Raw genomic sequence first — 20,045 nt, forward strand, 5'->3', positions numbered from 1 at the left:
GCGAACTTTGCCGCCTTATGCGCCTGAATGTCATTTGACATCCGCGGAACACCAACAGACGCAACAAATCCGTTACGACAAAAAAATACTCTTTCTCAACTCAACGGCGAATTGCTTTCATTTGCTTACGAACTCAAAACGGTGTGAACATCCGCGTTAGGTTCGAAATTGATAGTGTAATGCACGCGCAGCGAAAGTCAGCGTTTCCGCAAAATCCCGACAATTCCGTCCGATAGACGTCGGTATGACCTACAGTTCGTTTTTTTTGAGATAACTACGGGTCATACCACCATTTATCTGAAGAAGTTGATGAGCCTGGTGCTGATTAACTATGTTCCCGGATCCAGGCCGTTTTCTCTCATTTTTCGTTGCTGTTGTTTGTGTTGTTGCCTTGAAGATAGTTGAATGGTGTCATCGCAACTGCTTAAACAACTTTGCGACAGATCCGCAAAAGACCCACAACATGACGAATCCCCCGCATGACTTACCGACGCCTGATCGTTTTCTCTATTACGTCGTAGGGCAATTCACGCTCATCATAAACACCGATAAAAATACCGACATCAGCCGCACTCCCGTCTCGCTTCTTCAGCAACGTTTCATTTGAAACTGTTGTACGTTGCGATGGACGGCGCGCCCATTCTGACAAGCGCTTCATGAACATGTTAATCACCTCAGCATGGCCCGGGTCGGCACCGAGATCATTCAACTCTTTAGGGTCGTTTTTCAGGTCGAACAATAACGGGCGAAACCCACCATCGGCAAAGATGAATTTCCAATCCTTGTCCGCCAGCATGAACAGGCGTGCTTGTTTGGGGTCAAGGCCCAGAGCAGCGGCTTCGGGCGTGGCGGAATAATCATATTCGCTAACCACATACTCGCGCCATGCCTTGGGGTTTTGGCCATACAGTAACGGCAGTAGCGAGCGGCCTTCGATAACGTGATCCGGGACATCGCTACCTGCCAGATCAACAAATGTTGCCGCCAGATCAATACTTTCGACCAGTGCGCTACTAACAGTGCCGCGTGTTGCGTCTGCTTCTGGTGACGGGTCATAGATGATCAGTGGAACGCGCACCGACGGATCATGGAAGAGATCCTTTTCACCCATCCAATGATCACCGAGGTAGTCCCCATGGTCGGAAGTCACGACAATCATCGTGTCTTCCATGTGGCCATTCTCTTCTAGCCAATTGAACAGGCGACCCATCTGATCATCAGCCTGTTTGATCAGCCCCATATAGGCGGGTATCACCTTTTCACGCACACCCGGCTTGCTAAAGGTTTGACCGATTTCGTTCTGCATGAATTGTTCATAGACAGGGTGAGGATTATGTAACTCGCCATCCGAGCGAACCACCGGCAAAACATCCACTGCCGTGTACATATCATGATACGGCGCTGGAACAATGTAAGGCCAATGCGGCTTGATATAGGACAGGTGGCACATCCATGGCCCAGCGGAATTTGCATCCTGCGTTTGAATAAATTCAATCGCCTGTCCCGTTAGCCACGGCGTTTCGCTATCTTCTTCCTTAATGTTTGCAGGCTTATCAGCGTGCCGCATAAACCAACCCGAAGCGACACCACCATCTTCATTAACCCCGGCATTGGCATTGTGCTGCCAGGGGTTTTCAGCCTCATACCCCTGCCCTTTCAGATACTCATTATAAGGCGAACGTCTTTTGTCATAAAAGCCTTGCGGCCCCTCACCCCATAAGCCGTCATCACGGAGGAAGACATCAAAACCACATTCCGCGACACGTGCTCCGATCACGCCATCGCGCGAAATGCCCAGACGGTCCATCCCTGCCTGATCCACGCTCATATGCGTCTTTCCGATCAACCAACTATCCATCCCACGTTCGCGCAGATGATCGCCCAGAGTAACCTCTCCGACCTTGAGCGGAAAATTATTCCAGGCAGCGCCGTGGCTGTGTACGTAACGCCCTGTGTAAAAGCTCATCCTTGAGGCCCCGCAGATGGGCGATTGAACATAGCAATGGGAAAACCGCACTCCCTTGGCAGCAAGCGCATCCAAATGGGGGGTGTTCAAACTCGGATGTCCGGTGCAGCTCAGGTAGTCGTACCGAAGCTGATCGAACATGATAAACAGGATGTTTTTGGCTTTTCTGGTCATGTCGCCTTAACCACCCCGTCATTCATCCATTTGTCGAACTGTTTGAGTACCGCTTCGCAGAAGGCGTCGTCATTGATATGGGCGTCAATTTCCGTAGTTGATGCAACCGCTGGCATCACGTTGCGAGCCTCGTCAACCATTTCGGCAAGCGCTTCCCGGTCATGCGCTTCCTGACCTTCGCGATCCCATTCCTCAACACCGCCGGTGGGCAGGAAAAAATGGGTTGGGCCGGTGGCTTGTTTCAGACGATCGGCCATTTCCCGAATAGCGGCCCGTCGCTCTTTTGCATTGAACACCGCACTTTTGATCAGGCGATTATGTTCGTGGAACAGACGGTCGGCATATTGGTCGGGAATGTCCTGCCAACCGGCAAAATCCAAAAGATCCAGCGCGCCTGGGGCCACCATTTGCGGCACGCCCGCGCGTCCGGCATTTGTCAGCCGGTCACGCCCCGAGGACACCAGCGAACCTGCGAGCATGTTGGCAAATTCCTGCATGCAGAAATCCATTACACAACAGAACGCGCCCTCACCCGCAAGCTTCTCAAATGCCATACCGCCCATGCCCGTTGAATGGAACACGGCCACTTCGTATCCCCGTTCTTCCAAAGCAGGTTTCAAAGTTTTCATATAACGCAGGCAGGATGAGCCCAACGAAGTCATCCCGATCATCGGGCGATCGCGCTGAGGGCGTTGAACCGCGCGGGCTGCGCCTAAAACAGCACCTGCGGCCTGGCTTAGCGATGAGCGGCAAACCGAGTTCATACCATAAAGCCCGCCAGCCCAAAGGATCATCTGAATATCCGGTGCCAAACGGTGTGGCGGAATCAGCGGTGAAAAACTGACGGTGGAGACAATGTATTTCGGCACACCCATTGGCAAAGCTTGCGCGCAATCCAGCGCCAGATCGGTGCCCATCGTGCCACCAGTTGCGAGCATCCCATCAAATTTGCCCTCGGCGTAGACCTGCGCAACAAGCGTTGCTGCGCCCCGCGACATCACGCGAAAAGCCTTGTTTTCGTCACCGAGCGCGATCACCTCATCTATAGTCATACCACCGGCCGCGGCCACATCATGTTTGGAAATGTCCGTGGGCGTGGTTGGATCCCCAAGAACCGAGACATCCATGGTCAGCACGTTGCCACCCTGCGCCGTGATGCACTCTTCGATGTAGCGCATCTCGGGGTCTTTGGTGTCATAGGTGCCGATCAACAAGATAGTCTTTTCGCCCATGGTAATCTTCTCCTTGCAGGCTATCGTCTTACAGCTGAATCCAGGCTGTTTTTAGATCGAAATACTTTTCCATTGCATGCATAGACTTGTCGTGGCCGTTGCCCGACTGCTTTACTCCGCCCAAAGGCACAGTGGCGTCCGCACCGCCATAAGTGTTGACGTGAACAACACCAGAGCGGATGCCCGCCACCATGCGATGTGCACGGCTCAGATTTGCAGTCCACACGCCCGAAGCCAATCCATAAACGCTGTCATTTGCCAGGCGCAGTGCCTCATCTTCGTCTCTGAACGGTGTCACGGCCAAAACCGGACCAAAGACCTCATTGCGGAACAGATTGTCGGTGGGTTTGACCCCGTTCATTACAGTGGGTGCCATAAAATAACCGCCCGTTTCCGTCAGAATTCGGTCACCGCCGGCACGGCGCTCAGCACCTTCCGCTTCGGCTTGGGCGACGAAATCCAGATTGCTTTCCAATTCCGGCAATGAGTGCACTGCCCCGATCTGTGTGTTCAAATTCAGCGGGTCGCCGACGCGGAAGGCCTGCGCGTGTTTAACGATCTCGGCGACGAAGTCTTCGTGAATATCCTCCTGCACCAGCAAGCGCGATCCCGCGACGCAAATCTGACCTGAATTTCGGAAAATACCTGCGGCGGAGACCTTGGCCGCCTGCGCGAGATCCGGGGCGTCGTTGAACACGATGTTGGGGGACTTTCCGCCAAGCTCCAAGTAGCAGCGTTTCAAGTTCGAGCGCGCGGAATATTCCAGAAGCCGCCGCCCTGTCGCGCCCGAACCGGTAAAAACCAAGATGTCTACATCCATCGACAGGGCAAGTGTTTCACCGACCACGCTGCCTTTACCCGTGACGACGTTCAGGACACCGTCCGGCACACCTGCCTCAAGCGCCAACTCGGCCAATCGCAAAAGTGATAGCGAGGCCGATTCCGCAGGTTTCAACACCACCGAGTTACCCGCCGCCAGCGCCGGCGCGATCTTCCACGCACCGATCATCATCGGCATGTTCCAAGGCACAATCGCCCCCACAACGCCAACAGGCGCGTGATGCACAAGACCCAGCACATTTTCAGCTGTCGGCGCGATCTGACCATAAACCTTGTCGATAGCCTCGCCATAATAACGAAACGTGCCCGCAGCGGACATCGGCTCGGCCTTCATGGCCATGTTGATCTCAGTGCCATTATCCCGAACGCCCAATACGGCCAGTTCTAGTGCATGCCTTTCGATCAGATCTGCCAGGTTCAACAACACCTTCTTGCGTACAGCGGGTGCAGCGCGCGACCAGCGTCCGTCTTCAAACGCCGTGCGGGCCGCCGCAATCGCCCGCTCCATATCTGCGGGCGTGCCCTCGGCAATTTGAGTTAGAACCTGACCGTCGATTGGTGAAATGACATCCAGTTGCCCACCTTCAGCAGCGGCCTCGTGACGCCCGTCAATCAGAAGGCTCCGGGCCGGTACGGGCTGACCACGTAGCGCGTCGATGGCAAGTTGATCCATAGGTCTCTTATCCTTGCTGGTTCGGATGATCGGAATCCACAGGCTGCATAGAGGGCTCTGGTCGCAATTTGTTTTTGAATTCGAAATACAGCGTCCGGCAGTGCAAGATCAGGATCAGAACGATCAGGCCAAACAGAATGGCCGCGATGGGCCGGTCGATGAAGTCGAGCGGCGTTTTGACCCGTGCCATTGCGCTGCGCAACTTGGTTTCCATAATCCCGCCAAGAACCATGCCCAAAATGATTGGAACAATCGGCAGGTCCAGCCGTTTTAGGATCAGCCCAAAAACCCCGAACCCGGCAGCAATGGCACAATCTGTGATCGAGTTGCGCAGGCTATAGACCCCCACGAATGCCAAAATCAGGATCATGACACCAAGGAACCGGGTCGGGATCTGGATAATCTTCAGCAGCAGGTTCGTCGAAAACAACAAGAACACAAGAACGATCACGTTAAGCAGGATCAGCGCCATATACAGGGCCAATACGAAATCCATCTGGTTTTCGAACAGCTGCGGTCCGGGGATCACGTTGTGGACATAGAACACCGACAGCATCATCGCCGTCAGCGCTTCGCCCGGAATGCCCAGAGCCAGCAGAGGAATCATAGCAGCGCCCGGAACCGCGTTGTTCGCCGCCTCGGACGCTACAAGTCCCTCGGGTGAGCCATCACCAAACTTTTCTGGGTTCTTTGACGTCTTTTGGGCATAGGTGTAGGACAAAAATTGCGATGTAAACTCGCCCGTACCCGGCACCATACCCATGAAAACACCGATGCTTGAGGACACGGTGGCCACGCGTTTCACGCCCAGAAGTTCTTTGAGGCCGGCAAAGATATTGCCACTTACATGGGTGTCGCCTGGCGCGTGGTTCTTTTCCAATAGCAGCAGAAATGCCTGGCTGATCGCAAACAGACCAAGCACGACAACAATAAGATCGACGCCCGATGCCAGCCAGCTTTGATCAAAGGTGAACCGGCGGGTGTATTTCACGGGCTCCAGCCCCACCGAATTCAGGAAAATGCCGAAGGCCGCCAGCATACCAGCGGCAAAAATCTGCCCCCGATGGGCCAGCACAACCAGAATGATGCCCAATAGCGCGGCCAGGAAAATCTCACGGCTGCCGAAATGTGGGGCGACAAGGGCCAGAACCGGTGACAACACCATCAGACAGATGATCGCGAACACGCCGCCGAAGAACGAGGCCGAATACGCCAGCGACAGCGCACGGTGGCCCTGCCCCCGTTTGGTCATGGGATATCCGTCATAAGTGGTCAGCGCGTTCACCGCTGTACCGGGCGTGTTGATCAGAATCGCGGGAATTGCTCCGCCATACATGGACGAGCCATAGATACCCAATAACAAGGTTAGTCCTACGATGGGCTCGAACGCAAAGGTGGCAGGCAACAGGATTGCGATGGCCACCGCCGCACCCACACCGGGCAGTGCACCTATGATGACGCCACCGATCGAACCGATCAGCAGGGCAACGATGACCTGCCATTGTAGCAGGATAGAAATGCCGGAAAGAAGCGTTTCCATAGTGGCCCCCTTACAGATAGGTCAGCGCAAAGGCGCGCACGGAATCCGGAAGGTATTCATAGACCGCTCCGGCAGGGATTTTGACCTGAAGAAAGCCACGGAAAACGATAGTGACCACAAAGCCGAACAGCGCGGCTATGCCGACAGCACCGGCACCGCGAAACCCAACACGAAGGGTCAGGAAGACCGCGAACAACATGGTTGAGGGCAGATATCCCAGCTGCGGAACCACCAGCACATAGATCAGGAAATAGGCGACATATTCGAACGACCGGGCCCAGAACCCGACCTCAGTCCAACGGCCGCTGATCCGGTCGGATAAGGCCGAGCTGAGCCAATGCAGAAAACCGAACACCACCATGCACCAGATTGCAATCGTGGGCCACAGACCCGGCTGCGCGAACCATTTGGTTCGCTTGACAACCTGGGTCTGATCACCCAGTTGGGATAACAGAAACACTGCGAATGCCAGAAACAGTACGGCGAAAACGACATCGCCGGGTCGGCGATATCTTTTGAACATGTCCTGTAAAGTCTTTGCAATCATCGTTTCCTCCCAACCTGAAAGAGGCGTGAGGCAGTGCCCCACGCCCGATCTGGATCTTACTCGCCCAGAATTTCTTCAATCTTAGCGAAAGAGGATTTGTCTTGCTCAATCTGAGCGTTGGATGCGTCTGGGTCCTGCCAGTAGATCAAAGCACCAGTTTCCTCAGCAAGCTGCTTGGCTTTGTCCGACTGCACCGCCTTTTGTGCTGCTGCGGTGATTTTTTCGCGTGCCTCGGGTGGAGTATCCTTGTGAACGAACAGGCCGTTCCACAATGCCAGCGGCAGATCCGGGTTGAGCTCGACGATCGTCGGCGTATCGGGGATCAGCGAAATCCGCTCGCCACCAATGCTCGCCAGAATGTTCACGTCGTCCAGGCAAGGTAGTACAAGTTGCAACGTGGTGTTGATGACGTCCACGTCACCCGATGCCAGCGTGTTGCAATCCAACGCGTCAAAGGCTGCTTCACTTGCAAAATCAAATCCGCTGCTTACAGCAGCAGCAAAGGTGACCTGCGTGGGCGGCAAGACCGAGCCGAAATGACCAAGCGCCAAATCGTTATCTTTGCCGTGTTCTGCCAGTTCTTCCCAGTTCGAGAACGGCGCATCCTTGCTGGATGCGATTACGAAAGGGTAGGTCAGAAAAATACCGATCGGATCAAACGGGTTCGGGTTCAGTTCAGGGATACCGATTTCCGGTCCAATGACGGGAACGCCAATGACGAAAGAACCAATAGTGTATCCGTCCGCTGGGGCGGTGGCGACTTCGACTGCACCTGGGAACGGACCGCCGCCGCCGCCAGGCTTATTCACGACCGCGGCCGGGACGTCGTACATGGCTTGAAATTCGTCCGCGATCATTCGCGTAAGCACGTCCTCAAGATCGCCCGGAGGCCATGGAACCACGAAGGTTACCGGTTTCTCTGGATACTCTGCCAGTGCAGCGGTTGCTGACGCTACAAATGCGGCGGTTGCTAGAAATTTCTTCATTGACACCTCCCGTTAGTGGTTCAATAAATGAACCGCGTTAACAATAATAATGTTGCGTTGTTAAGTTAATTCTGTCAAGTATTACCTGACCGGGAGGAGGCAAAACACATGGGCACCGCACTTAATGCCTTGAAAATGCTAGAGTACTTTTCAAGCTCTCAGCCGGAAATCGGGCTGAGTCACATTGCGCGCCTGGCTGGTTTGAACAAGGCGACCGCCCTCCGCCACTTACGAGCACTGGAAGAGTTCGGCCTGATCGAGCAGAATCCGCAGACGAAATCATATGCCATCGGACCAGCTGCTCTACGGTTGGCCGCCCTGCGCGAAATTGCCAAGCCCGGCCTTGATGGTGCACGCCAGAAAATGCAGGCCGCGATGCATGAGGTTGGAGAGAGCCTGCACCTTACCCTGCTTGAGAAAGACACTCTACAAACCGCGTTGGTGGTTGAAACCACGCAGCACAGCGTTCGCGTAAGTCTTGACCCTAGCGAAATTATTCCGGTCAACGCGACTGCTTCGGGATTATGCATGCTGAGCTTCGGTCCCGCTTTCCTTCTGGAACGCTTGGAATCCGACACACTCACCCGATTTACCGAGGCAACAATGACGGACCCAGAGATTATCCGTGACCGGGTTGCACAAATCGGTCAGGCGGGCTGGGCCAATAGTAATGGCAGCTTTGAAGATGGTGTCTTCGGATATGCGGCGCCTATCTTCGGTATTGATCAGATCGCGATTGGAACCATTGCGATTGCCGTTCCCGAAATTCGTGCAACCAGCGCGCGGCAGCCGTTGATTTTGACCTCACTCCACACCCTTTCGAAAGAACTGACCGCAAACTTTGGCGGCCAGATGCCCGAAAATTTTCCAACCGAATTCCACCCATGATTGACGGGCGGACTAAATCTCCGGAGACACGCTACATGAAAGACTCCAACTTTCTGAAAGAAAACAACGCCCGACATTTCTGGCAACCAATGGCGCACCCGGCAGACAGCCAGAAAAACCCGCCGACCATTCTGACCGGAGGTGAAGGAGTCAGCATCATTGATGTAGATGGTCACAAGGCGCTGGATGCAGTGGGTGGCTTATGGAACGTCAATCTGGGCTATTCCTGTGATCCGGTGAAGCAGGCCATCACCGATCAACTGAACGCGCTACCCTATTATTCAACCTTTCGCGGCACCAGCAACGACAAGGCGATCGAATTGTCTTATGAGCTGGCGCAGTTCTTTGCGCCTGACGGATTGACCCGTGCATTCTTTACTTCAGGTGGATCGGATTCCGTTGAGATCGCGCTGAAACTTGCACGTCAGTTTCACAAAGTTCGAGGCGAGGCTGGCCGTACCAAGTTCATCAGCCTGAAACAGGGGTATCACGGCACCCACTTCGCGGCTGCCTCGGTCAATGGCAATCAGAAGTTCCGTGCGGCTTATGAGCCGATGATGCCGGGCTGTTTCCACGTGCCCGCGCCCTGGACCTATCGCAACCCGTTCGATGAGACGGACCCCGAGCGTCTTGCGCAGCTTTGCGTAAAAGCGCTGGAGGCCGAAATCGCATTCCAGGGTGCAAACACCGTCGCCGCATTTATTATGGAGCCAATCTTGGGCGCAGGCGGAGTGATCCCGCCGCACAAGAGCTTTATGCCCATGGTGCGTGAGGTCTGCTCAAAGCACGGAATTCTGCTGATTTCGGACGAAATCATTACTGCCTTTGGGCGTACAGGCAGCGAAAGTGGCGCGCGACATTGGGGGGTGCAGCCCGATATCATGACAACGGCCAAAGCCATCACAAACGGCTATTTCCCATTCGGCGCGGCAATGATCTCTGGCGCGGTTGCAGAGGTGTTCGAAAGCGACACTACCGGCAGAGCTTCTGTCGATCAGGGCTACACCTATTCCGGGCACCCGGTTGGCGCGGCCGCAGCCTTGGCCACGTTGGCCGAGATCAACCGCCTGCGAGTTTGGGAAAACGCAGCTGCAAGGGGGGATGAGTTGTTTGCCGGGTTGAAAAAACTGGCCGACAAATACGACGTAGTCGGTGACGTGCGAGGGGGTGAAGGTCTAATGTGCGCGCTCGAGCTGGTTTCGGATCGCGCAACCAAGGCGCCAATTACCAAACATCTTCCACTGCAGGTTCAAAAAGCGACTTATGAAGATGGCGTGATGGTTCGTGTATCTGGAAACAACATCATTTTGTCTCCGCCGCTGGTCATCACGTCTGATGACGTAGCCAAGATCCTGTCAGCCCTGGATACAGGACTAGCGAGCCTGTAGTGATCACGCTGGCCCCGATCTTCAAGGTCGGGGTCAAACCTTTACGGCCTGCAATTCCTCAAGTAGATCCAGTAGGTTGTCGATTTTTTCCTGTCCCATTTGCGCCTCGATTGTATTGTGAATCGCCAGCGAGGTCGCAAGGTTCTCTTCAAGAATTTGACGCCCCTCATCGGTGATCTTCACCATGGTGCGGCGCTTATCTGTGCTGCCCTGACGGCGGGATATCTGCCCATCAGTCTCCATCGTGCGAAGAATTCGCGTCAGGCTGGGAAGCAAAAGGCAGGCCTCATTTGCAATAGTGCTTTGTTCCACTTCGCCCATTTCGTCCAGAACACGAAGGATACGCCACTTTTGCTCGGTCAGCTGTATCCCCTGCAGCATATCCCGAATTGGGGCCATAACGGTTTCGCGTGCGCGCAGCAGGGCGATCGGAAGAGCGCGAGAGGTTCTCGTGGTATGGCTTTGTCGGTTCATTCCAGCCTTCTAGAACGCCATTTCAGGAATTGCAAAGATTAACAAAGCAAGTTCTTGACGGTTGCGATACAATTTACTAAACATGTTAAGTAGTAAAGGAGAGGTCATGCCACACTTCCACGTCGAATACTCCGGCAATCTGGACGATCGGGTCGACATCGGTGGCTTGTGCGAATGCATACGAGACACCGCTGCGGGGATTGATGCTTTTCCAATGCCGGGAATTCGCGTCCGCGCCACGCGTGTTGACTATTTTGCCATTGCGGATGGAGACCCCAAGCATGGCTTTGTGGACATCTCAATCCGCCTACGCGCTGGCCGTCCTGACGACGTTAAGAAGGACGCAACACAGCGTATCTTTGACGCGGTTGAGGCGTATCTGGAACAGGCCTTCTCGAAACACTCTATCGCGCTTTCACTAGAGATGCGTGACATCGACCCAGACCTTTCGCCCAAGACCGGCACAATCCGGAATCATTTGGCTGCGACAAAGGAGGAGACCTGACGCATGAGCGTACTGGATACGAATACCGAGAAACTGGCAGGCTTTCTGGCCCGGTTCAAAGAAACGGGCATCAAGAACCGTATCGCAGGCGAAGACCGGGATGGCGCAGCGGGCGTTTTCCAATCCACCTCTCCGGTGGATAAATCAGTAATCTGCGACATTGCGCACGGTACGTCCGACGATATCGACGCGGCGGTCAAAGCGGCCCATGCTGCCTTTACTGAATGGCGCGACATGCCCGCTATCGAACGCCGCCGGATCCTGCTAAACGTTGCCGACGCCATCGAAGCCCGGGCCGAAGAAATTGCGCTGTGTGAATGTTGGGATACGGGCCAAACATTGCGGTTCATGTCCAAGGCCGCGCTGCGAGGTGCCGAGAATTTTCGCTACTTTGCGGATCAAGTCGTGCAGGCTCGCGACGGGCAACACCTGAAATCGCCGACGTTGATGAATATCACCACTCGTGTACCTATCGGCCCGGTTGGTGTGATCACTCCGTGGAACACGCCTTTCATGCTGTCGACTTGGAAAATCGCGCCCGCTCTGGCTGCGGGCTGCACCGTGGTCCACAAACCAGCCGAAGACTCGCCTTTGTCCGCCCGCCTGTTGGTGGAAATCGCTGAAGAGGCAGGGCTGCCCAAGGGCGTGCTGAATACTGTGAACGGGTTTGGCCCTGATGCCGGTAAGGCGTTGACAGAGCACCCCTTGATCAAAGCCATCGCTTTTGTCGGAGAAAGCCGGACAGGCAGCATCATCACAAAGCAGGGCGCCGATACGCTCAAGCGGATGCACCTGGAACTGGGCGGTAAGAACCCCGTTATCGTGTTTGATGACGCCGATCTGGACCGGGCTCTGGATGCGGTGATTTTCATGATCTACTCGATCAACGGTGAGCGCTGCACCTCGTCCTCGCGGCTGCTGGTGCAGGACACTATCAAGGAAGAATTCGAGGCCAAACTGGTTGAGCGTGTGAACAACATCAAGGTCGGGCACCCACTGGACCCGGCGACCGAGATCGGCCCGCTGGTCACTGAGGAGCATTACAACAAGGTGACCTCATACTTTGACATCGCAAAAGAGGATGGTGCGACCGTCGCGGCCGGTGGGGTCAAGGTTGGTGATGGGGGATTTTTCGTACGCCCAACATTGTTTACCAATGCCAACAACGACATGCGCATCGCGCGAGAGGAAATATTTGGCCCTGTGCTAACTTCCATTCCATTCTCGACCGAAGAAGAAGCGCTGCAGATCGCAAATGACACGCCCTATGGGTTAACCGGCTATGTCTGGACCAACGACCTTACACGCGCCCTGCGCTTTACCGATAAGTTAGAAGCAGGGATGATCTGGGTGAATTCGGAAAATGTTCGCCACCTGCCCACACCTTTTGGCGGGGTAAAGGCGTCAGGTATCGGTCGCGACGGCGGTGATTGGAGCTTTGACTTCTATATGGAGCAGAAACACGTGGGCTTTGCCACTGGTCAGCACAAGATTATGCAGTTGGGAAAGTAACGCCTCTCGAGCGACGTCTGGACAAGGTGCCGCTCGTTAAATGTTAGGATACGCGCGCGCATCTATGGTCCATGAACTCTTTGAGAGTCGGACCAAACGACGTCTGGTCGTCCGCTCTCCCTTCCAAAGCGGTCAGACGCCACCTTAAGTGAGGAGGAACTGTCATGGGAAAGATTGTACAGGCTGCTAAGATCACACATGTGCCGAGCATCTGGATGTCCCACACGATGCCGAAATACAAAGGTATCCGGCAACCTGCGATAGATGGTTACGCACGTCTACGTCAGGACGCGATTGACCGCGAGGTCGACACCTTCATCGTATTCGACACACATTGGATCACCAATCAGGGCTTTCACCTGAACACAAAAGAGCGCCACAAGGGGCGTTTTATTAGCCATGAACTGCCGCACATGCTGGCGGATATGGAGTTCGACTATCGCGGTGATCACGACCTTGGTGAAACCATCCTTGAAGTTCTGAGAGAGCGTGGGGAACGGGCACTGGGTCATTCGCATCCCGACATGGGAATGGAGTACGGTACCCTTTTGCCGATGCATTTTATCAATGACGATGTGAATGCCCGGGTGCTGCCAGTTGCGGTCAACCAGTTCTCGTCCATCGCTGAGAACCGCGTTTGGGGTGAAGCCATCGCCGAAGGCATCCGGCGTTCGAACCGCAATGTTTCTATTCTGGCCTCCGGGTCTCTAAGTCATGACTTCACGCCGAATGAGCGCTCGGTCGAGGGTCTGAACGCAGTGAATGGCGAGTTCAACCGCCAGATGGATATGCGCGTTCTCGAATTGTGGGAACAGGGCCGGTTCGAAGAATTCTTGGACCTTTTGCCTGACTATGCCAAGAAATGTACGGGCGAGTGTGCGATGAACGACACTGCGCTGCTGTTCGGTGCGTTGGGATGGGGCAGTTACAAAGGCGAGATCGACATCTACACCCCGTATTTCGGTAGTTCCGGAACGGGTCAGGCAAATATCAGCTTTTCGGTCTGAGGCCGAGACACGGGAATCCTGCAAATGACAGACTTACGTCTCAACGACCCCACGTTGCTTATCGAAGCAGCGCGGGTTGGCTCCAAATGGGTCGGTGCCACTGAGGTATCCACCACCCTGGAAGTGACCAACCCGGCAACCGGTGATCTAATCGGACGAGTCCCCAATCTTGGGGCGGCCGAAACGGCCGAAGCAATCGCCGAAGCGCACCGTGCACAGAAGGGCTGGGCCAAGCGCACTGCGAAGGACCGCAGCCAAATTCTGCGCCGCTGGTATGAGCTGATGATCGAAAACCAGGATGATCTTGGCGCTATCCTGACCGCCGAGCAGGGCAAGCCGCTGGCTGAGGCCAAGGGTGAAATCGCTTATGGTGCCAGCTTCATCGAATGGTTCGCTGAAGAGGCCCGCCGCGCCTATGGCGACGTCACCCCGGGCCACGCGCCGGATAAGCGGATCATCACAATCAAACAGCCGATTGGGGTTGTTGCCGCGATCACGCCGTGGAATTTCCCCAATGCCATGATCACGCGAAAGGCGGGACCGGCACTGGCGGCAGGCTGTTCCATGGTGCTCAAACCTGCCGGCCAGACACCGTTCTCGGCTATCGCGCTGGCAGTTCTGGCCGAGCGAGCCGGATTGCCCGCGGGACTGTTCTCGGTCATCACCGGATCAGCGCGCGCCATCGGAGGTGAGATGACCTCGAGCAAAATCGTGCAGAAACTGACCTTTACCGGGTCCACCGAAATCGGCGCGATGCTTTATGCGCAATGCGCACCTACGATCAAGAAACTAGGTTTGGAATTGGGCGGCAACGCGCCGTTCATCGTGTTTGACGACGCAGATCTGGACGCGGCAGTCGAAGGGGCAGTGATCGCCAAGTTCCGAAACAACGGCCAGACTTGCGTCTGCGCCAACCGCATCTATGTCCAGTCTGGGGTCTACGACACGTTCGCCGAAAAACTGGCTGCTAAGGTCGCAAAACTACCGACTGGAAACGGCTTTGACGAGGGCACCGTCTTTGGCCCACTAATCGATCAAGCCGCAGTCGCGAAAGTGTCTGAGCATATCAAAGACGCAACCGCCAAGGGTGCAACAGTCACGCTGGGCGGCAAACCGCACGCCCTTGGCGGCACTTTTTTCGAGCCGACCATCCTGACTGGCGTGACCGCAGACATGGCGGTGGCGACCGAGGAAACCTTCGGCCCAGTCGCGCCTTTGTTCAAATTCGACAGGGAAAGCGAAGTTATCGTAGCCGCCAATGATACCGAATTCGGCCTCGCTTCGTATTTCTATTCGCGCGACATGGCGCGTGTCTGGCGCGTGTCCGAAGCATTGGAATATGGCATGGTCGGGATCAACACCGGCCTGATCTCAACTGCCGAAGCGCCCTTTGGCGGCGTTAAGATGTCAGGTCTGGGGCGCGAGGGGTCGCGCCATGGGCTGGATGACTTCATGGAACTCAAATACTTGTGCATGGGTGGCATTGACGCCGCCGAGGAGGCCTGATGCGCTTTGCAACATTCACCGCTAACGGAGCAACTTTTTTCGGCGCGATCACCAAGGACGGTGCAATTGCGCTAAACGACGCCTTTCCCGATCAGGCCAGCCTTTACGAGGTGATCGCCGCGGGCGCGTTTGAAAAGTTGACCGAGGCCGCAGCAGGCCGCGAAGTGACCCACAAGGAATTCACTTACGAAATGGTGATGCCGGATGTCCGCCGCATCCTCTGCGTCGGGGTGAACTTTCCCGACCGCAACGCGGAATACAAAGACGGCAGCGAACAGCCGAAATACATGTCGTTGTTTCCGCGCTTTGCCAGCGGTTTTACCGGGCACGACCGCCCGTTGATCCGTCCTCCGGAGAACCACACGCTGGATTACGAGGGCGAGGTCGTTATCGTGATTGGTAAATCCGGTCGGCGAATTTCGCAGGAAGATGCCTATGACCACATCGCGGCCCTAACCTTGTGTAACGAAGGCACAATCCGCGACTGGGTCCGCCATGCCAAGTTCAACGTCACACAGGGAAAGAACTGGGACAATTCCGGTGCCATCGGTCCGTGGCTGGTGCCATTCACCGACGCGGCCCAGTTGGACGATGCTCGAATTCAGACCCATGTGAATGGTGAGTTGCGCCAGGACGATACGCTGAACCGCATGATGTTCCCGATACGGCGCGAGATCGAATATATTTCGACCTTCATGACGCTTCTGCCCGGTGACATCATCGTCACCGGCACCCCGACGGGTGCGGGCGCGCGGTTTGAACCACCGAAATACCTGGCTCCGGGTGACGTAGTGGAAATCTCAGTCGAGGGCATTGGAACGCTGCGCAACACAGTCGAGGACGAACAGGTATGACCCCCGAAGATCATGCCCGTGCCGCAGCCGACTTGTTGCAGGCTGAATGTTCGCACGAACAGATTGGCCTTCTGACACTGCGCCATCCCGAAATGGGGATGAGCGACGCCTATGAGGTGCAGAATGCCATCTATCAACAGAAATTGGCCGAAGGGCGCAAGGTGATCGGCTGGAAAATCGGGCTGACCTCAAAAGCGATGCAATATGCGCTGAATATCGACATTCCCGACAGCGGAATTTTGTTCGATGACATGAAGTTCGATCACGGCGGAACCGTTCCTGCGGGCCGGTTCATCCAGCCCCGGATCGAGGCTGAGATTGCTTTTGTCATGAAATCTGCGGTAGGCGGAGAGAACGTCACCCGTGACGACATCATTGCCGCCACGGATTACGTCGCGCCTTCGATTGAAATCCTCGACACGCGTATTCAGCGTGTCGACCCCGCGACCGGACAAACACGTACCGTCTATGACACAATAAGCGACAACGCTGCCAATGCCGGCATCGTGTTGGGCCCCGAACGTCATTCGATAGATGCATTTGATTTGCGTTGGGTCGGGGCACTGACCTTCCGCAATGGTGAGATCGAGGAAACCGGTCTTGGCGCGGGTGTTCTGAACGACCCGGTCGAAAGCGTCGTCTGGCTGGCCCGTCGCATGGCGCAGTACGACCAGAGCTTAGAACCGGGCCAGGTGATCTTGTCTGGCAGCTTTATTCGACCCGTCGAATGCCCGCCGAGCACCGAAATCCATGCTGATTTTGGGCCATTTGGCTCGGTCGATATCAACTTTGCCTAAGGGAGGCCGGGATACCTGCGCCACTAAACGCTTTCAAGGCCGCGCTGCAGGCTGGTCAGCCGCAGGTCGGCTGCTGGATTGGAATGGCCGACACCTATGCCGCCGAAATCGCGGCCACGTCCCAGTTCGACTGGTTGCTCGTTGACGGGGAACACGCCCCAAACGATCTTCGCTCAATCCTGGAACAGGTGCGGGTCATCGAAGGAAGCGGCAGCCAACCGGTCGCACGCTTGCCGATAGGTGAAACCTGGATGATCAAGCAATACCTCGATGCCGGCGTTCAGAATATTCTGGTGCCGATGGTCGAAAGCGGAGATCAGGCACGGGATTTGGTACGGGCGGTGCGATACCCGCCCCACGGAGTTCGGGGCGTGGGATCAGCGTTGGCCAGGGCTTCGCGCTTTGCGGCGATCCCGGACTATCTGAAAACGGCTGATGAACAGATCTGCCTGCTTGTTCAGGTGGAAAACCGCGCCGGGTTAGAGGCACTAGACGATATTCTTGCCTCTGACGTTGATGGGGTCTTTCTCGGTCCCTCCGATCTGGCCGCTGACATGGGCCATATCGGTGATGTTGGTCATACAGAAGTGGTCGAGGCCGTTTTGGACGCAATAACTCGGGTCGTCGCGGCAGGCAAATTTGCCGGGATACTGACACTTGATCCGGCCATGCAGCGTAAATGTCTGGATCTGGGGGCGACCTTCCTGGCCACAAACATCGACGTAACTTTGTTCGCGCAGGCGGTGCGCCGGGCCGCCGATGAAGCCTTGGCGTTGCTACCTGACCAAAGCGTTTCGGGTGTTGCCAAAACGGAAGCGGCCAGCAAGTACCTGCAGCAATTGTGCAAGCACTGGTCCCACAAGGCCCAGGTGACTTTTGACGACAACCACGGCAGCGTGGAATTTCCGGGCGGAAACCGGCTGACCTTGGTCGCGGGTGAATCCAGCCTTTCGCTGACGGCTGAAACCGGCCCTCGCGGAGATCTGACCCGCTGGCAGGAAGTCATCGAAGCGCATCTGGTACGGTTTGCTTTTCGCGAAGACATTAGCATTGACTGGGTGGGCTGATCCCAAATCAACTACCGCCTGAAGACGACGACAAGGAACACTCATGTCAGATCCGGTTTATGTAATTGGCGATATCCATGGCCAACTGGGGATGCTTGAAGACGCACTGGACCGGATCGAACGGGATGGAGGGCCAGACGCCAAGATCGTGTTTCTTGGCGATTATACGGACAGGGGTGCGCAAAGTTGCGGGGTTTTGGATCTGCTGGTCCGAGGGAACGCCGACGGTAAGAACTGGGTCTTTCTACGTGGCAATCATGACCAGATGTGCGCAATGTTTCTGGAGGACTATCCGCGCAATGATGCGCGCCTGCTGGTCGGGTATCACTGGCTTCATCCTCGGATCGGCGGGATCGAAACGCTGCAGTCCTATGGGGTTGAAGCCACCAACGTGGACAGAATCTATCAAGTTCACGCCAAGGCCAAGAAGGCCGTCCCTCAGGCTCATATCGATTTTCTGAACGGGCTAAAGCCGTTCCATCAGGACGACGCATTGCTGTTCGTGCACGCAGGTATTCGACCCGGGGTGAAACTGGATCATCAAGACCACGACGATCTAATATGGATTCGTGAGGAATTCCTGAACCATACAGATCCACATCCGTGGTTGGTAGTCCATGGCCACAGCCACGTGTCCGCACCTGAACATCATGGAAACCGTATCAATCTGGATACAGGAGCAGGCTATGGCCACGCCCTGACCACCGCCGTGTTCGAAGGCACCAAATGCTGTGCGCTGGATGCTGGTGGGCGTAGACTTGTGACCCACTGAGACAGACTCTGGCTCACATGGCGTAAAAATGTGGAGTCGCCGATGTCGTTTCTTTTTCAAAAGCTTCCCAACCATGATCGCCGTCAGCGCTAAGCCTTGAACCACCACATTGGGTCCATCAGACGCTTAATGGAACAGCAGTTCTTTACGGCGGTCGGCAGGATTGGCCGCAATAATAGCTGGAATGGACAACATTTTTCCACGCAAACAACTTTGAAAAAATCTTCGAATGCACTCAGCAACAATAGTTCAAACACGTAACTCCAAACGAAACGGCATTGACTTTAGTTTCATATGTAACGATATTCGTTGCAAATGAAACAAAACGAGTCACGTGAGCGACATACTTCGGGAGAACACAATGGCTAAGGCATTCGCATCTCAGGGGGATTTGGGTGAAAAGACGATTAGCTTCACCGAAGTGGGTGAAGGGCTTTGGGCCTTTACTGCTGAAGGTGATCCCAATTCCGGCGTGATCATCGGCGACAATAGTGTCATGATTGTCGAGGCGCAGGCCACGCCACGTCTGGCTGGCAAGGTGATTGAGAAGGTCAGAGAAGTTACCGACAAACCGATCACGCATCTGGCGCTAACTCACTATCACGCGGTTCGTGTTCTAGGCGCTTCAGCATATGGCGCAGATCAGGTTCTCATGTCCGAAACAACCCGAGCGCAGGTTGTCGAACGGGGTCAGGAAGATTGGGACAGTGAGTTTCAGCGTTTTCCACGTCTGTTCGAAGGCCATGAAAGCATTCCCGGACTGACCTGGCCCACCACAACCTTCAAGGATCGCATGAGCGTGTACCTTGGAAATCGACGCGTCGATCTTATGCATCTTGGTCGCGCTCATACTGCCGGTGACATCGTCATTCACGTCCCCGACCAGAACGTCATGTTTACCGGTGACATCGTCGAGTACCACTCGGCCTGCTATTGCGGTGACGGCCATTTCAACGATTGGGGTGGCACTCTGGACAATATCGCCGCATTTGACGTCGATGCTATCGCGCCCGGCCGCGGTGATGCTCTGCTCGGAAAAGACATGGTTGAAGCAGCAATTGAGTCCACCCGGGATTTTGTCCAAAGCACCTATCGCCCGGCCGCTCGTGTCGCCGCTAGCGGCGGCACCCTGAAAGATGCCTGGGACGCTGTACGTGACGCGTGCGACCCGAAATTCGCTGACTACGCTATCTACGAACACTGCCTGCCGTTCAATGTTGCGCGCGCCTATGACGAAGCCCGCGGCATCGACACGCCACGTATCTGGACGGCGCAGCGGGATCTGGAAATGTGGGAGCAACTGCAAGGCTGAACGCC

At 55.4% G+C, this 20,045-nt stretch carries 18 protein-coding genes; 11 read left to right on the plus strand and 7 right to left on the minus strand.

Annotation, left to right across the window (positions count from 1 at the left end):
* Nucleotides 1–484: 484 nt before the first annotated feature.
* From AC2FID_RS16370 to AC2FID_RS16395, 6 genes are read right to left on the minus strand one after another with little or no spacing between them, the layout of a single operon-like run.
* Nucleotides 485–2,140, minus strand: a complete 1,656-nt coding sequence (locus AC2FID_RS16370) for a sulfatase-like hydrolase/transferase (protein WP_496756652.1) — start codon at nucleotides 2,138–2,140, stop codon at nucleotides 485–487.
* Nucleotides 2,137–3,372 (minus strand): Tm-1-like ATP-binding domain-containing protein, encoded by a 1,236-nt coding sequence (locus AC2FID_RS16375; protein ID WP_496699064.1) that lies wholly within the window; start codon nucleotides 3,370–3,372, stop codon nucleotides 2,137–2,139. The genes AC2FID_RS16370 and AC2FID_RS16375 overlap by 4 nt, the downstream gene beginning before the upstream one ends.
* A 28-nt stretch (nucleotides 3,373–3,400) precedes the next feature.
* Nucleotides 3,401–4,885, minus strand: coding sequence for an aldehyde dehydrogenase (locus AC2FID_RS16380; protein ID WP_496837736.1), 1,485 nt, complete (start codon nucleotides 4,883–4,885; stop codon nucleotides 3,401–3,403).
* A gap of 7 nt (nucleotides 4,886–4,892) precedes the next feature.
* The gene (locus AC2FID_RS16385; RefSeq protein WP_282170377.1) at nucleotides 4,893–6,425 is read right to left on the minus strand and encodes a tripartite tricarboxylate transporter permease; all 1,533 of its coding nucleotides are present in this window, start codon (nucleotides 6,423–6,425) and stop codon (nucleotides 4,893–4,895) included.
* A 10-nt stretch (nucleotides 6,426–6,435) separates the two neighbouring features.
* Nucleotides 6,436–6,972, minus strand: coding sequence for a tripartite tricarboxylate transporter TctB family protein (locus AC2FID_RS16390; protein WP_282170376.1), 537 nt, complete (start codon nucleotides 6,970–6,972; stop codon nucleotides 6,436–6,438).
* Nucleotides 6,973–7,028: 56 nt separating this feature from the next.
* Nucleotides 7,029–7,958 (minus strand): tripartite tricarboxylate transporter substrate binding protein, encoded by a 930-nt coding sequence (locus AC2FID_RS16395; RefSeq protein WP_058274540.1) that lies wholly within the window; start codon nucleotides 7,956–7,958, stop codon nucleotides 7,029–7,031.
* Between the two features lie 108 nt (nucleotides 7,959–8,066).
* Between AC2FID_RS16395 and AC2FID_RS16400 the strand changes: the two genes are divergently transcribed.
* The gene (locus tag AC2FID_RS16400; protein ID WP_496837738.1) at nucleotides 8,067–8,846 is read left to right on the plus strand and encodes an IclR family transcriptional regulator; all 780 of its coding nucleotides are present in this window, start codon (nucleotides 8,067–8,069) and stop codon (nucleotides 8,844–8,846) included.
* Between the two features lie 35 nt (nucleotides 8,847–8,881).
* The gene (locus AC2FID_RS16405) at nucleotides 8,882–10,234 is read left to right on the plus strand and encodes an aminotransferase class III-fold pyridoxal phosphate-dependent enzyme (RefSeq protein ID WP_282170374.1); all 1,353 of its coding nucleotides are present in this window, start codon (nucleotides 8,882–8,884) and stop codon (nucleotides 10,232–10,234) included.
* A gap of 33 nt (nucleotides 10,235–10,267) precedes the next feature.
* Here AC2FID_RS16405 and hpaR read toward each other — a convergent pair whose 3' ends face one another.
* Nucleotides 10,268–10,708, minus strand: coding sequence for a homoprotocatechuate degradation operon regulator HpaR (hpaR, locus tag AC2FID_RS16410; protein WP_058281156.1), 441 nt, complete (start codon nucleotides 10,706–10,708; stop codon nucleotides 10,268–10,270).
* 106 nt (nucleotides 10,709–10,814) lie between these two features.
* Between hpaR and AC2FID_RS16415 the strand changes: the two genes are divergently transcribed.
* The 9 genes from AC2FID_RS16415 (at nucleotide 10,815) to AC2FID_RS16455 (ending at nucleotide 20,040) form a co-directional block, all read left to right on the plus strand.
* On the plus strand, nucleotides 10,815–11,213 hold the full coding sequence (locus tag AC2FID_RS16415) for a 5-carboxymethyl-2-hydroxymuconate Delta-isomerase (protein ID WP_496837741.1): 399 nt from the start codon (nucleotides 10,815–10,817) through the stop codon (nucleotides 11,211–11,213).
* Between the two features lie 3 nt (nucleotides 11,214–11,216).
* Nucleotides 11,217–12,725, plus strand: a complete 1,509-nt coding sequence (gene hpaE, locus AC2FID_RS16420; RefSeq protein ID WP_496837743.1) for a 5-carboxymethyl-2-hydroxymuconate semialdehyde dehydrogenase — start codon at nucleotides 11,217–11,219, stop codon at nucleotides 12,723–12,725.
* A gap of 164 nt (nucleotides 12,726–12,889) precedes the next feature.
* Complete coding sequence (gene hpaD / locus AC2FID_RS16425) at nucleotides 12,890–13,732, plus strand: 3,4-dihydroxyphenylacetate 2,3-dioxygenase (RefSeq protein ID WP_109310904.1); 843 nt, start codon at nucleotides 12,890–12,892, stop codon at nucleotides 13,730–13,732.
* A gap of 24 nt (nucleotides 13,733–13,756) precedes the next feature.
* A complete protein-coding gene (locus AC2FID_RS16430; protein WP_496837745.1) occupies nucleotides 13,757–15,238 on the plus strand; it encodes an NAD-dependent succinate-semialdehyde dehydrogenase in 1,482 nt (493 codons plus the stop codon).
* Entirely contained in the window at nucleotides 15,238–16,092 is an 855-nt protein-coding gene (locus AC2FID_RS16435) for a fumarylacetoacetate hydrolase family protein (protein ID WP_496837747.1), read from the plus strand. The genes AC2FID_RS16430 and AC2FID_RS16435 overlap by 1 nt, the downstream gene beginning before the upstream one ends.
* Nucleotides 16,089–16,889 carry a 2-oxo-hept-4-ene-1,7-dioate hydratase gene (gene hpaH, locus AC2FID_RS16440; RefSeq protein ID WP_472724813.1) on the plus strand — a complete coding sequence of 267 codons (801 nt, stop codon included), beginning with the start codon at nucleotides 16,089–16,091 and terminating at the stop codon, nucleotides 16,887–16,889. Before AC2FID_RS16435 ends, hpaH begins: the two co-directional genes overlap by 4 nt.
* Before the next feature lie 44 nt (nucleotides 16,890–16,933).
* Nucleotides 16,934–17,956 carry an aldolase/citrate lyase family protein gene (locus AC2FID_RS16445; RefSeq protein WP_496761166.1) on the plus strand — a complete coding sequence of 341 codons (1,023 nt, stop codon included), beginning with the start codon at nucleotides 16,934–16,936 and terminating at the stop codon, nucleotides 17,954–17,956.
* 43 nt (nucleotides 17,957–17,999) lie between these two features.
* Nucleotides 18,000–18,728, plus strand: coding sequence for a metallophosphoesterase family protein (locus tag AC2FID_RS16450; RefSeq protein ID WP_496761134.1), 729 nt, complete (start codon nucleotides 18,000–18,002; stop codon nucleotides 18,726–18,728).
* 361 nt (nucleotides 18,729–19,089) lie between these two features.
* Nucleotides 19,090–20,040, plus strand: coding sequence for an MBL fold metallo-hydrolase (locus tag AC2FID_RS16455; protein ID WP_496837749.1), 951 nt, complete (start codon nucleotides 19,090–19,092; stop codon nucleotides 20,038–20,040).
* Nucleotides 20,041–20,045: the final 5 nt, after the last annotated feature.

This window comes from Ruegeria sp. CDSC068, assembly GCF_059610545.1.

What these genes read in the sequence shown, in the direction of transcription:
- AC2FID_RS16370 (WP_496756652.1), bottom strand. Translation starts at nt 2,140, where the DNA reads ATGACCAGAAAAGCCAAAAACATCCTGTTTATCATGTTCGATCAGCTT.
- AC2FID_RS16375 (WP_496699064.1), bottom strand. Translation starts at nt 3,372, where the DNA reads ATGGGCGAAAAGACTATCTTGTTGATCGGCACCTATGACACCAAAGAC.
- AC2FID_RS16380 (WP_496837736.1), bottom strand. Translation starts at nt 4,885, where the DNA reads ATGGATCAACTTGCCATCGACGCGCTACGTGGTCAGCCCGTACCGGCC.
- AC2FID_RS16385 (WP_282170377.1), bottom strand. Translation starts at nt 6,425, where the DNA reads ATGGAAACGCTTCTTTCCGGCATTTCTATCCTGCTACAATGGCAGGTC.
- AC2FID_RS16390 (WP_282170376.1), bottom strand. Translation starts at nt 6,972, where the DNA reads ATGATTGCAAAGACTTTACAGGACATGTTCAAAAGATATCGCCGACCC.
- AC2FID_RS16395 (WP_058274540.1), bottom strand. Translation starts at nt 7,958, where the DNA reads ATGAAGAAATTTCTAGCAACCGCCGCATTTGTAGCGTCAGCAACCGCT.
- AC2FID_RS16400 (WP_496837738.1), top strand. Translation starts at nt 8,067, where the DNA reads ATGGGCACCGCACTTAATGCCTTGAAAATGCTAGAGTACTTTTCAAGC.
- AC2FID_RS16405 (WP_282170374.1), top strand. Translation starts at nt 8,882, where the DNA reads ATGAAAGACTCCAACTTTCTGAAAGAAAACAACGCCCGACATTTCTGG.
- hpaR (WP_058281156.1), bottom strand. Translation starts at nt 10,708, where the DNA reads ATGAACCGACAAAGCCATACCACGAGAACCTCTCGCGCTCTTCCGATC.
- AC2FID_RS16415 (WP_496837741.1), top strand. Translation starts at nt 10,815, where the DNA reads ATGCCACACTTCCACGTCGAATACTCCGGCAATCTGGACGATCGGGTC.
- hpaE (WP_496837743.1), top strand. Translation starts at nt 11,217, where the DNA reads ATGAGCGTACTGGATACGAATACCGAGAAACTGGCAGGCTTTCTGGCC.
- hpaD (WP_109310904.1), top strand. Translation starts at nt 12,890, where the DNA reads ATGGGAAAGATTGTACAGGCTGCTAAGATCACACATGTGCCGAGCATC.
- AC2FID_RS16430 (WP_496837745.1), top strand. Translation starts at nt 13,757, where the DNA reads ATGACAGACTTACGTCTCAACGACCCCACGTTGCTTATCGAAGCAGCG.
- AC2FID_RS16435 (WP_496837747.1), top strand. Translation starts at nt 15,238, where the DNA reads ATGCGCTTTGCAACATTCACCGCTAACGGAGCAACTTTTTTCGGCGCG.
- hpaH (WP_472724813.1), top strand. Translation starts at nt 16,089, where the DNA reads ATGACCCCCGAAGATCATGCCCGTGCCGCAGCCGACTTGTTGCAGGCT.
- AC2FID_RS16450 (WP_496761134.1), top strand. Translation starts at nt 18,000, where the DNA reads ATGTCAGATCCGGTTTATGTAATTGGCGATATCCATGGCCAACTGGGG.
- AC2FID_RS16455 (WP_496837749.1), top strand. Translation starts at nt 19,090, where the DNA reads ATGGCTAAGGCATTCGCATCTCAGGGGGATTTGGGTGAAAAGACGATT.